The sequence below is a fragment of the Bartonella sp. AC130YNZD genome, assembly GCF_042196865.1.
Classification (GTDB): Bacteria; Pseudomonadota; Alphaproteobacteria; order Rhizobiales; family Rhizobiaceae; genus Bartonella.
The window spans coordinates 115,034-128,076 of the sequence record NZ_JBHIQZ010000002.1; the positions used below are offsets into that span (position 1 = coordinate 115,034).

The 13,043-nt window shown below is 37.8% G+C and carries 10 protein-coding genes and 1 pseudogene; 5 read left to right on the forward strand and 6 right to left on the reverse strand.

Features of this window, described 5'->3' with window-relative positions:
- Positions 1-391: 391 nt before the first annotated feature.
- Positions 392-760: a TIGR02301 family protein gene (locus ACFINU_RS01430; RefSeq protein ID WP_375617646.1), complete on the reverse strand. Its 369-nt coding sequence runs from the start codon at positions 758-760 to the stop codon at positions 392-394.
- A 498-nt stretch (positions 761-1,258) separates the two neighbouring features.
- Here ACFINU_RS01430 and cysS point away from each other — a divergent pair, with 498 nt between their 5' ends.
- The 5 genes from cysS (at position 1,259) to pssA (ending at position 7,143) form a co-directional block, all read left to right on the forward strand.
- Complete coding sequence (cysS, locus tag ACFINU_RS01435) at positions 1,259-2,767, forward strand: cysteine--tRNA ligase (RefSeq protein ID WP_375617647.1); 1,509 nt, start codon at positions 1,259-1,261, stop codon at positions 2,765-2,767.
- Between the two features lie 39 nt (positions 2,768-2,806).
- The gene (locus ACFINU_RS01440) at positions 2,807-3,478 is read left to right on the forward strand and encodes a DUF421 domain-containing protein (protein WP_375617712.1); all 672 of its coding nucleotides are present in this window, start codon (positions 2,807-2,809) and stop codon (positions 3,476-3,478) included.
- A 117-nt stretch (positions 3,479-3,595) separates the two neighbouring features.
- A complete protein-coding gene (locus ACFINU_RS01445) occupies positions 3,596-5,479 on the forward strand; it encodes an ABCB family ABC transporter ATP-binding protein/permease (protein ID WP_375617648.1) in 1,884 nt (627 codons plus the stop codon).
- 117 nt (positions 5,480-5,596) lie between these two features.
- Entirely contained in the window at positions 5,597-6,295 is a 699-nt protein-coding gene (locus tag ACFINU_RS01450; RefSeq protein WP_375617649.1) for a phosphatidylserine decarboxylase, read from the forward strand.
- An 8-nt stretch (positions 6,296-6,303) separates the two neighbouring features.
- Positions 6,304-7,143 (forward strand): CDP-diacylglycerol--serine O-phosphatidyltransferase, encoded by an 840-nt coding sequence (gene pssA / locus ACFINU_RS01455; RefSeq protein WP_375611225.1) that lies wholly within the window; start codon positions 6,304-6,306, stop codon positions 7,141-7,143.
- 70 nt (positions 7,144-7,213) lie between these two features.
- Here pssA and ACFINU_RS01460 read toward each other — a convergent pair whose 3' ends face one another.
- From ACFINU_RS01460 to ACFINU_RS01480, 5 genes and pseudogenes are all read right to left on the reverse strand, one after another.
- Positions 7,214-7,963, reverse strand: a complete 750-nt coding sequence (locus ACFINU_RS01460; RefSeq protein ID WP_375641507.1) for an SDR family NAD(P)-dependent oxidoreductase — start codon at positions 7,961-7,963, stop codon at positions 7,214-7,216.
- Between the two features lie 2 nt (positions 7,964-7,965).
- Positions 7,966-9,459 (reverse strand): amidophosphoribosyltransferase, encoded by a 1,494-nt coding sequence (gene purF / locus ACFINU_RS01465; RefSeq protein WP_375617650.1) that lies wholly within the window; start codon positions 9,457-9,459, stop codon positions 7,966-7,968.
- A gap of 82 nt (positions 9,460-9,541) precedes the next feature.
- Entirely contained in the window at positions 9,542-10,117 is a 576-nt protein-coding gene (locus ACFINU_RS01470) for a CvpA family protein (protein ID WP_375617651.1), read from the reverse strand.
- Between the two features lie 142 nt (positions 10,118-10,259).
- Positions 10,260-11,636: a DNA repair protein RadA gene (gene radA / locus ACFINU_RS01475; RefSeq protein ID WP_375612937.1), complete on the reverse strand. Its 1,377-nt coding sequence runs from the start codon at positions 11,634-11,636 to the stop codon at positions 10,260-10,262.
- 6 nt (positions 11,637-11,642) lie between these two features.
- Positions 11,643-12,587 (reverse strand): annotated as a pseudogene (locus ACFINU_RS01480) (DnaB-like helicase C-terminal domain-containing protein); the annotation flags it as partial.
- Positions 12,588-13,043: the final 456 nt, after the last annotated feature.

Below are 13,043 nucleotides of genomic sequence, written 5' to 3' on the forward strand. Positions count from 1 at the left end.
AAATACCATCTTTTAGAGTGGTGATATAGGGTATGTCAGCCTCTTTGGTACATAAGTGTTTTTTTATGCGTGGTGAATATTCTTAGGCTTGTTTTTAGAAACTATGAAGCAAATTACATGAGTTAGAAGCCAAGAGGAATCTTGTTCAACAAGAACCTAGATTATTTACAGAGCAAATTTAGTTAACAATCTTCATCCTTTGAGGTGTGGGGAGGAAGCCAAAGAACGATTTTGTATAGGGAAAAAGGCGCTCATACGAATAAAAGCGTATCGAGACATTATTCTTTAAACGTCTCTCTATTTTCAGAGCTGGTTTATTGCTCCCCGCATTTGTGAAAGGAGTATCATTGATATCGCTAAAATTGAGAAAGCTACTTTTTGTATAGATTAATTATTTATAATGCATGAGGAGGTTTTCAGATAAAATTCTTCCTTCCTCAATGTATTTTTGATTGGCTTCAATGGCAGCTTGTGTACAATGATGATAATTTTCTGAGAAAGCACGATATGCTTCATTAAACGCTTCATAAAAATAAGCACGTCTTTGTGGAATGGGGTGTTCTGCTTCAATCAGTGCATTCATATAGTCATACCATTGGTTTGTTGGAGGCTCGCAAAGATTTTGGAGAGAATGCAATGATCCCAAAATTTCTGCTAGTCGGAGTAATTTTTTTTCATAAGGTGGAGATTGTTGTGCAAAGGCTGGCATTGAAATGACAAGAAATATTAAAATAATGATGTTTATCAATCTATTATGCATTATTTTTATTGCTTTCTTTGAATAAAACTCTGTAAGGATAAAATATTTTTGTCATGAGAACGGTGTAAAAAATAAAGTTAATTGCTACATTATTCTCAATTATTGATTATAAAATATAGGGCGTAAGAGGAAGTAAGGAACCCATTGTGGAATATTGAAAATACTGACGAAGCTTTGTGTGGTTAAAAATTTAAGATTTTCTGCCTGCAAGCTATCTATTTTTCACATAGATTTATATTGTATTGCCTATAGATTTTTTTCTAAGCTCATTTTCTTTAAGGAGGGAAAGCATCTCTAATGATAGAACGCTTTTGTCCAATCAAATAAAATAGATTGTTTTTATGATAAACGATGAATACAGCCGTAAATACAATGGGAAAATGGTAAGAAGAATTTATTATAAGATACAAGTTTTTAGCTTAAACCGCGTAATACAATGATTTGAGATAAGATACATGTAAAAGGATCGGTGCATAATATCGTCCATGGAGTCAATAAATGAAAGAGTTGCGATTTTATAATACGCTAACACGTAAAAAAGAAAAATTTACACCAATAGATGCGACAAGAGTACGTCTTTATGTTTGTGGACCAACAATTTATGATTATGCGCATATAGGAAATGCACGTCCTGTTATTGTTTTTGATATTTTATTTCGCTTATTGCGTCATGTTTATGGCAATGAGCATGTTCTATATGCGCGTAATATTACAGATGTCGATGATAAAATTAATGCACGAGCAGCTAGCGAATATCCAAACGTATCATTGAATGAGGCTATTCGTCACTTAACAGAACGTACATATTCTCAGTTTCAACAAGATACCATAGCACTTGGTTGTCTGTTGCCAACCAGTCAGCCACGCGCCACTGAGCATTTAGAGGAGATGCGCTCTTTAATTGAAAGTTTGCTTGAAAAGGGGCACGCTTATGAAGCGGAAAATCATATATTATTTTCTGTAAGTAGCATAAAAAATCCTCCCCATTATGGGGCATTTGCAAATCGTTCTTTAGATGAAATGAGGGCGGGGGCGCGTATCGATGTTGCTGCTTATAAAAGGGAAGAGATGGATTTTGTTTTGTGGAAGCCTTCTGTAGAAGGAGAACCAGGTTGGGAATCACCGGGCGGAATTCCTGTTTTAGGTCGTCCAGGTTGGCATATTGAATGTTCTGCAATGTCAATGGCAAAGTTATTAGCGCCCTATGGCGGTGGTTTAACCTGTGATGATCCGTCTGCCAATGTTTTTGATATCCATGGTGGTGGAATTGATTTAATTTTTCCTCATCATGAAAATGAGATTGCACAAAGTTGTTCAGCTTTTGGGACGGAGAGAATGGCTAATTTTTGGATGCATAATGGTTTTTTACAAGTTGAAGGCAAAAAGATGTCGAAAAGCTTTGGCAATTTCAGAACTATTCGTTCTATTTTAGAGAATAATTTGGGGGAGTTTAATGGTATTTTAACCGATGAAATGAAGCAAAATTGGGCTGGTTTGTCTGCGCGTTTTTCGATGTTGCAAACGCATTATCGTGAACCATTAAATTGGACAGCACAGCGTTTAATACAATCGAGCAGCGAACTGTATCGTTGGTATGAATGGCTTCGCAGCAAAAAGAGTGAGATGAAAAACAATGAAGCAATTGATGATACTTTGATAGATGCACTTAGTGATGATCTTAATACTCCAAAAGCACTGACTCTTTTGCGAAAATTTTATAAAGAAGGAAATGCTTTGGCTCTTCTGAATGGGATGAATTTATTAGGACTGTTAAGACAAGAATGGATTAAAGAAATAGATTGCCCGTTATTTATGAGAAAAACTTTCCTTGATACAAAATTTATTGATCAGCGCATTGCCGAAAGACTAAGACTTATCCATAATAAAGAGTGGGAAGCTGCGGATACAATTCGTGATGAGCTTGCAGCCGAGGGGGTTCTTTTAAAAGACAGTAAGGATCCGCAGAGTGGTGAGCGCATAACTGTGTGGGAAATAAAACGATTTTAATTTCTCTATTCCAGCAGCTTCATAAAAAAGGAGAATATGATGGAATTTTTATATCATTATGGATATATCGCGCTTAAACTGGCTGTAGGCCTTGTTGCCTTCTTATTTATTTTAAGAACGACGGGGCGGGGGAGTCTTAGTCAGATGACACCAGTTGATTTGGTCAGTAATTTTGTCATGGGAGGTATTATTGGAGGAGTTATTTATAATCAGAATATTAGTAGCATTCAATTATTGCTTGTTTTACTCATCTGGCAAACCTTGATTACATCTTTTAATTTTATTGCACGCTATTCAGTTTTTTTTCGTCGTCTTATTGCAGGGCGGAATGTTACATTAGTTTTAGATGGAGTTTTCCAAATGGATAAGATTAAGAGCTTAGGGATCAATATTAATGATCTCATTACGATGTTACGTCTTAAAGGGTGTCACTTACATGAAGCTGCTTTTGTTCGTTTGGAAACCAATGGTGATTTCACTGTCATTAAAAAGGAAGAGGGAAAGAAATCGACGATTTTAATAGAAAATGGTGAAGTTATTGATGAGGGACTTAAAGAGATTGGTAAAACAAAAAAGTGGCTTCAGGCAGAATTGAAAAAAAAACATGTAAAAGTTGAAAGTTTATTCGCAGCAGAATGGTATGAAAATATAGATCAAAATAATAAATTGTATAGTGGATTATTTCTTGTTCCTTTTTCAAAAACAGTCTAACTTCAAAAAACGGGTAGGTATAGCTTATTGGAAGCCCCGTAATGAAGAGATGAATCTATAAACAACCACAGAGGGTATTTTGCCTGTTTGTGCGGATGATAGAGAAGTAAGGACTTTATGAAACGCAATGAAATGACAAAAACTGTATCATCAGATACAGGGAGAACTCTGCACACACTTTACAATTTATGGCCCTATATGTGGCCAGTAGGTCGGCGTGATCTAAAAATGCGTGTGTTGTGGGCAATATTTTATCTTGTTTTGGCTAAGCTCGTTCTCATATCTGTACCGTATTTCTTTAAATATTCTACGAATGTGCTTGATTCAAGCTTTCAGCCACCTAAATGGTTCCCATCCAGTTGGATTATTCCCATCATGCTCGTTTTGGCATACAATGTCGCGCGTATTATGCAGGCTGGATTAAATCAATTACGCGATTCCCTGTTTGCCACTGTTGGTCAATATGCTGTTCGTCAATTAGCTTATAAAACCTTTGTACATATGCATGAGTTATCTTTGCGATTTCATTTGGAACGCCGAACAGGTGGGCTTTCTCGTGTGATTGAGCGTGGGACAAAAGGAATTGAAGCGATCGTAAGATTTTCAATTCTTAGTACAGTACCGACAGTTTTAGAATTTATATTAACGGCACTGGTATTTTACATAAGTTATGGGTGGCATTATCTTCTCATTGTTGTTGCAACAGTTGGATTATATATCTTGTTTACCATTAAGGCGAGTGATTGGCGTATTCGCATTCGGCAAAAAATGAATACAGCGGATACTGAGGCGAATACTCGCGCTGTTGATTCTCTTTTGAATTTTGAAACGGTCAAATATTTTGGTAATGAAACTCTAGAAGCCGATCGATTTGATGCTTCTATGGTAGGTTATGAAAAAGCCGCAACAAAGATTTGGACATCGTTAAGCTGGCTTAATTTTGGTCAGACTCTTATCTTTGGTATTGGAATGACGATCATGATGCTGATGTCAGCTTATGAAGTTTTTTATAAGACACAAACTTTAGGAGATTTTGTTTTTATTAATGCGCTTTTAATGCAACTTTCCATTCCACTAAATTTTATTGGTTCAATGTATCGTGATATTCGACAAGGTTTAACGGATATTGAAGCAATGTTTGATCTTTTAGATGTTCAGAAAGAGATCGTTGATAAATCGGATGCTAAACCGTTAGAGATAAGCGATGGGACCATTTGTTTTCATCAGGTAAAGTTTTCCTATGATTCGAGACGTCAGATTCTCAGAGATATTGATTTTGAAGTTCCTGGAGGAAAAACAGTCGCTATTGTCGGTCCATCGGGTGCCGGTAAATCTACTATTTCTCGGTTGCTTTTTCGGTTTTATGATGTTGATGCAGGCTCTATCACAATTGATGGGCAGGATATTCGTGACGTAACACAAAAGAGTTTGCGTGAAGCGATTGGCATGGTCCCACAAGATACGGTGTTATTTAATGATACAATTGCCTATAATATTTGCTATGGGCGTCCAAGTGCTACAGATGAAGAGATGCGCAAAGCTGCTGAAATGGCACAAATATCAAAATTTATTGAAATTTTACCGGAAGGTTTTCAGTCTATGGTAGGAGAGCGAGGTCTCAAATTATCAGGTGGTGAAAAACAACGCGTGGCTATTGCACGGACACTTTTAAAAGCTCCTCCACTTCTTATTCTAGATGAAGCAACGGCGGCTCTTGATACGGCGACGGAACAGGAAATTCAACAAGCATTGGATATTGTAAGCCGTGGACGTACAACATTGATTATTGCGCACCGTCTTTCTACTGTTATCAATGCGGATGAAATTTTAGTTCTTAAAAGTGGTCGTATTATTGAAAATGGGACGCATACAGAGCTTTTACGCAAGAAAGGTCTCTATGCTTCAATGTGGAATAAGCAGCTTGAAGCATCGCAAGCGGAAGAAAAATTACGTAAAATGCGTGAAGAAGATGAGACGAGTGTTGTTAATCGTAAAAAATAAATAGAGCAAAATGTAATCTATATCTTTATATGGAGTGATTGATTAAATACATAAAAAGACACAAGAGGAACAAAAAGCTTTGTTGCTTGTTTAAGTTTACGATGAATAGGAAATTATATGAGTATTCTGCAATCTTTTCATAATAGCTTTGTACCGGTTCATAAAGAAGGTTATCCTTTTATTGTAGCGTTTTTTGTTATTTCGCTCATTCTTGGTTGGATATGGAGTCCGTTGTTTTGGTTTGGTCTCGTTCTCACGGTGTGGTGTGTATACTTTTTCCGTGATCCAGATCGTGTGATCCCTTTGAATTCAAATTGGGTTATGTCGCCTGCAGATGGGCGTATTTCATTTGTGGAATCATGTGTTCCACCTGAAGAATTAGGATTAGGAAAAGATGAAATGATTCGTATTTCCATTTTTATGGATGTTTTTTCATGCCATATTAATCGTATTCCTATCAGTGGTACAGTAGAGTCTATCGTTTATCATCCAGGTCGATTTACCAATGCTGACTTTGATAAAGCTAGTCAGTTTAATGAGCGTAATGGGGTGGTAATTGATAGCAAACATGGTAAAATTGGTGTCGTACAAATAGCGGGAATGGTTGCGCGCCGGATTGTTTGCTGGTCAAAAGAAAACGATGCCGTTATGACTGGTGAGCGATTTGGATTGATTCGTTTTGGTTCTCGCCTTGATATTTATACACCAACTGAAATGAAATTGCGTGTTGCAGTTGGACAGACAGCAATTGCTGGAGAAACAGTTTTGGGTTCTTTTGATGATAAGAGTGCCACAACGGACTTCAGATACGACTAGGGTTCACAATGAAAAATTTTTCGCCATTTTCTTCATTCAATCCTGAGGGGCAGCATGATGATGTTGCAAATCGGCGGCGTTCACCTACATCAATGCGGTATGTTATTCCTAATATCATTACTATTTTAGCAATTTGTGCAGGGATGAGCAGCATTCGTTTGGCTTTTGAACATCGCTATGAAGCTGCTATTTTAATGGTGCTTTTGGCCGCAGTTTTAGATGGTGCTGATGGTCGCATTGCCCGTTTAATAGATGGTAGTTCATCTTTTGGGGCACAGATGGATTCTCTTGCTGATGTTATAAATTTTGGTGTTACTCCTGCACTCATTGTTTATTCTTTTATCTTGAATCAAGCGAATCATATTGGGTGGGTTGCTGCCCTTGTTTATTGTGTTGCTTGTTGTTTGCGATTAGCACGTTTTAATGTGATGTTAGATAACCCCAATATACCTAAGTGGCAGAGAAGTTATTTTGTTGGTGTTCCAGCACCAGCAGGAGCATTATTACTTTTATTGCCTACCTATTTAGGCACTCTTGGTTTGGTCCCCAATTGGGGGTGGGCATTATTTTTTAGTCTTTATACTGTAATTATTGCTTTTCTTTTGATTAGTCGTTTACCGGTATGGAATGCAAAAACAATTGATCAAAATTTAAGGCGCGATATCGTTATACCGTGCATGTTGGTCATTGTTATTTATGTCGGTTTTCTTGCGACTTACACATGGGAAACTTTATTGATTACAGCTGTTAGTTATATGATTTTTCTCCCCTGTAGTTTTATCGCTTATAATAAACGTGCTACTTTAGAAGAGAAAAAGGCTGATGCTAAAGCTATCCAAGAATTATAAAGTGCTTCATTCTTCTATCGAGAAGCACAGAAAAAAGAGAGAGTCGAACAATTTACTTCTCATATGATGATCAATCAGGTACGTGATAATCTACAAACCGATTTTTATGGACATTAAAGAGTTTTCCAGTTTCATTTAAATCAGGTGATAACAAATGGACTATCTTTTTTGCAACCTCTTGTGGTGAAGGGAGAGTTTGTGGATCTTCACCGGGCATAGCTTCAGCGCGCATGGCAGTGCGTGTCGCACCAGGGTTGACACAATTAATCTTAATAGGGGTTTGTTTGAGTTCTTCTGCCCAACAGCGGGCAATCACCTCTAAAGCCGCTTTAGAGGCTGCATAAGCTCCCCAGAAAGGGCGCGCAGCATGCGCAACGCTTGAGGATAACAGGATGGCTCGTCCAGCATCAGATTCACGTAATAAAGGCTCAACGGCTTTCATTAAGCGCCATTGGCTGAAAAGATTTATTTGAAAAACATCTTCAAATACCGTGTTTTCTATATGCGCTATTGGTGAGAGTGTTCCAAGAATTCCTGCGTTTGCAACGATAATATCAAGTTTTTTCCAGCGTTTGGCAATTGAGATAGCAAGGGTATCGATGTTTTCCATATGATGCAAGTCAAGGGGAACGAGGGTTGCATGAGCCCCTTTTTCTCGGATTTGATTATCTAATTCAGTAAGTCCACTGACTGTTCGTGCAAGAGCAATAATATGAGCGCCGCGTGCAGCAAGCTCGAGTGCTAAATAATAGCCAATCCCTCTTGATGCGCCAGTAACAAGTGCAACACGTCCATGGAGACTAAAGTCACGTTTTGTCATCATTAATCTCTTGTTTTAAGAACAAATGATTGATGAATTTTGGAGAGATTTTCTTGATCAACCAGATGCGTAGGATAATATCCAGTAAAATAATGGTCAGTAAATTGTGGGTCGGCGTTATTCCGTTTTTCCCCTGCTACAGCAAGATATAATCCATCCGTTGAAAGAAATTCTAATGAATCCGCTCCAATAAAATCACACATAGATTTTAAATCTGGATATTGATTTGCTAAAAGGTTTTCAGCTTTAGGTGTATCAATACCATAAAAGTCAGGATAAAAAATCATAGGGCTAGAAATGCGCATATGAACTTCTTTTGCTCCTGCATCGCGAAGCATTCGTACAATTTTAAGGGATGTTGTTCCACGTACAATAGAGTCATCAACCAGAATAACACGTTTTCCTTCAATCACAGGACGGTTTGCCGAATGTTTTAACTTGACGCCAAAAGCACGAATTTGTTGTGTTGGTTCGATAAAAGTGCGGCCAACATAGTGATTACGAATAATACCAAGCTCGAAGGGAATTCCAATTTTTTGTGCATAGCCAATTGCAGCAGGCGTTCCTCCATCAGGAACAGGAACCACAACATCACCCTCACAAGGGGCTTCCTGTGCTAAACGGATTCCCATATTTTTGCGTGTTGTATAAACACTACGCCCTCCAACGATTGAGTCTGGGCGGGCAAAATAAACATATTCAAACAAGCAAAGTTTTTCTGGTTTTGTATTTTCTGGTTTTATAATTTTTTTCGTAATTTCCCCATTTTTTTGTATTTCACATATGATGATTTCTCCATTTTTAACATCACGGACATATTTTGCTCCAATAATATCAAGAGCACAAGTTTCAGAACAAAAGATAGGCTTACCATCAAGTTCCCCCATCACGAGAGGTCTAATTCCTGTTGGATCGCGTGCCGCAATAAGTTTTGTACGTGTGAGCGCTAACATAGCATACCCACCTTCTACTTGCCGAATCGCATCAACAAAACGATCAGAGGACGACTCATAACGTGAGCGGGCAATAAGATGGAGAAAAACTTCTGAATCCGACGTTGATTGACAGATAGCACCAGAAGCGATGAGTTCACGGCGTAATGTGAGACCATTGGTAAGATTACCATTATGCGCAATAGCAATACCTCCAACTTTCAATTCAGCAAAAAGGGGTTGAACATTGCGTAATGCCACTTCTCCAGTTGTTGAATAACGGGTATGTCCAATAGCACGATTTCCTGGTAAGCGTGCAAGTGTTGCAGGGTTTGTATAGTGATCTCCAACAAGACCTAAATGCTTTTCTTGATGAAATATTTTATTATGGTAAGAAACAATCCCAGCTGCTTCTTGCCCACGATGCTGAAGTGCGTGGAGTCCAAGAGCTGTTAATGTTGCAGCATCTTCATGCCCAAGAATACCAAAAACTCCACATTCTTCATGAAGGGTATCATCATCTAATGAAAATTCTTGACAGAAAACATCGCTTTTTATCATCATATTCTTTCAGTTGTGATATGGAGGAATCATTAATATCATATTTTACATCATTTAGTTCTCTTTCCTCATGAAAAACTATTTTCTATTTTTTGAAAATTATCTTTTCATGAGAGTGTTGCTCATACGTATGTTTATTGCTGTCTTTAAACAAATTTTCCGTCTTTTCGAGAACAGATCCAATATCTTTTGGGAGTATTTCCCAAACTTTTTGTCCCAATGAATCTAAAATAGGCCTTGTTTTTGCATTTTTTAACCAATTCGCTTGAAGCTCGGGTTTAATCAGTGCATTAATCAGCAACATACCGATGACCATGATAAGTAAACCACGAAGTGCTCCAAAAATAAAACCAATAGTACGGTCAAGTATACCAATTCGACTATCAATAATAAAATCAGAGATCTTCATTGTAATAATTGAAGTAATAATGAGAACAATAATAAAAATTGTGACCAATGTTGTGATCAATGCAATCATTTTATTAGAGAGATATTGTTCAAAGAAAGGTAAGACAGGTTTGAATAAAAACAGTGTCGTAACAGCTGCAACTGCCCAAGAAATCAACGATAACACTTCACGTGAAAATCCTCGAAGCATAGCAAGAAAAGCGGACAACAGGATGATTACTACGACAATTCCATCAAGGATTGTTATGATCATTTGTTTGTTCCTTATACATAAAGTTATGTTCTTTTAAGTCTGTGTGCAAATATATTTTTTGTTATGCCATTTTTTGTTCTTATAGCAAGGATCTTTTGTATTTTATAGAGTTTTTTCTATATTATCATATCTGTGGTGCAGATCATTTTTTACTTACGGTAAGAGTAGCAACGAGTTCGGGAAGGTCGGAGAAAGTTTTTTGTTGAAAGTTGAGCGACTTCATCATTTCGGTTGTTGTTGTGGGGTGAAAGGCTCCTTGAAAGCCGAGTTTTTTTGCTTCATTGATGCGCTGTGCTGAATGTGCAACAGCGCGGGTAGCTCCTGAAAGACTGACTTCACCAAAATATACATAATCCGTTGGCAATGCGATATTGGCAAGAGAAGATACCAAAGCAGCGGCTACAGCTAAATCAGCAGCGGGTTCTGATATGCGATATCCACCTGCTACGTTCAGATAGACATCATGCTGTCCAAAACGAATGCCACAATGGGCTTCTAAAACGGCAAGAATCATAGAAAGGCGATTTCCATCCCATCCGACAACCGCACGTCTTGGTGTCCCAAGGGAAGAAGGAGCAACAAGCGCTTGAATTTCTACGAGTATCGGGCGAGTCCCTTCCATTCCTGCAAAAACAGCAGCGCCTGGTGCTTTTTCATTACGTTCCCCTAAAAATAATTCAGATGGATTTATCACTTCGCGTAATCCTTTATCAGACATTTCAAAGACACCAATTTCATCTGTTGGTCCGAAGCGATTTTTTACAGTTCTAAGAATGCGATAATGATGTCCTCCTTCACCCTCAAAATAGAGAACGCCATCAACCATATGTTCAACGACTCGAGGACCAGCAATTTGTCCATCTTTTGTAACATGCCCAACAAGAACAACAGCGGCTCCTGTTTTCTTGGCAAAGCGGATCATTGCCTGAGCACCGATACGTACTTGTGTGACAGTGCCAGGTGCTGAATCTGCTGTATCTGACCATAGGGTTTGAATCGAATCGATAATCACCATATCAAGGTTTTTATGTTCGCTTAAGGTTGCCAGAATATCTTCAACATTGGTTTCAGCAGCAAGTTTCACTTCTGTATTGTTTGCTTCAAGCCTTTGTGCGCGCAGACAAATTTGCGCAATAGCCTCTTCACCTGAAACATAGATGACATTATATCCTTTACGTGATAAAGCAGCGGCTGTTTGTGTCAGCAATGTTGATTTACCAATACCCGGATCACCTCCAACAAGGAGTGCTGATCCACGGACAAAGCCCCCACCGGTAACACGATCAAGTTCAGCAATACCAGAATGAATACGTGGAGCATCTTCGATATTTCCAGAAAGAGATGTGAGTGTGACAATGCGTCCTTTACGGGCATTTTGCTTAGGACCACTTCCTATACCGCTATTTATAGTTTCTTCGATAAGAGAATTCCATTCCCCACAAGCGCTACATTTTCCTGCCCAACGAGAATGGATGGTTCCGCAATTTTGACAGATAAATTGAATACGATTACGCGCCATGTCGATTTAACCAATTTGCTCTGGAAGATAATCATTATCTTCTAGGTCACTAAATCGTGTGAAAGAAGACTGAAAGGCAAGGGGCACGATTCCTGTCGGTCCATGACGTTGTTTTGCAACAATAACATCAGCTTTTCCAAAAACTTTGTCCATTGTCTCTATCCATTTCATATGTTCAAGGCTACCGAACTTTGGCTCTTCATTTTTGAGGTAATATTCTTCACGATAGACAAATAAAACGATGTTGGCATCTTGCTCAATAGAACCAAATCCACCTAAATCTGAAAGTTTTGGGCGTTTATCTGTTCTGTTTTCAACTTGATGTGAAAGTTGTGAAAGAGCAATAATAGGGATATTTAATTCTTTCGCTAAAGCTTTTAATTCTGCAGTGATTTCTTGAATACGATATTCAGATGTGTATTTTAAATCACTTGTCATGAGTTGGATATAATCAATAATTAAGACATCCAAACCATGTTTTTTCTTGAGACGCCGAGCACGGGCAGCCAGTTGTGAAACTGATATTCCTCCAGTTTGATCAATATAAAGGGGTGCCTTTTGGAGCTGATTTACCGTACGAATAATTTTTGAAAATTGTTCATCTGAAATATGACCACGTCGAATATCAGAAGAAGAGACTTCCGTTTGTTCAGAAATAATACGTGTTGCAAGCTGCTCTGAGGACATTTCAAGTGAGAAGAACCCTACAACGCCGCCTTCATTTTCTTGGATATTACCATTATGATTATAAGCATTGGCAATATTAAAGGCAATATTGGTAGCAAGTGAAGTTTTACCCATACCAGGGCGTCCCGCAAGGATAATTAAGTCGGATGGTTGTAATCCTCCCATTTTTTCATCAAGTGTTTGAATATGAGTCGCTATCCCTGATATTTGCGAAGAGCGCTTTTTTGCAGCACTTGCTATATCAACAACTCTTTTGATAGCTTCATCAAGACTGTCAAATCTACTATCGCAGTCTTCTTTTTTTTCTAGCATAATTATACACTTTCCTTTTGTTAGATATCAGTTTTTATGCAATTTTATATCAAGAATATTTTGCATATTGTAGAATTTTCTCTGTGCTGTAGTATTTAAAACACTGCTTGTTTTTTATATTGCGGTAATTAGGGTAATTTTTCAGATAGATTAGAAAATATTTTTGTTAAAAGGTTAGAGGTTGTCCTATAAAGAGGAAAGTTTCTGATATTCTACATAATAGTCAGCCTTGCACAACAGCAGCAATTATTTTTGAATTTAAAAACAAGAAAATGAGTGTCTTGTGAGAAGGAGTTTTTTAAAAGAAGGAACAATATAGAAAGATTTAGATTAGCTATGGATTTTAATATATGTACCCCACTTACAACATTAAGAGATGTGTTATCATTTCATGCAAGAAGAATGTTA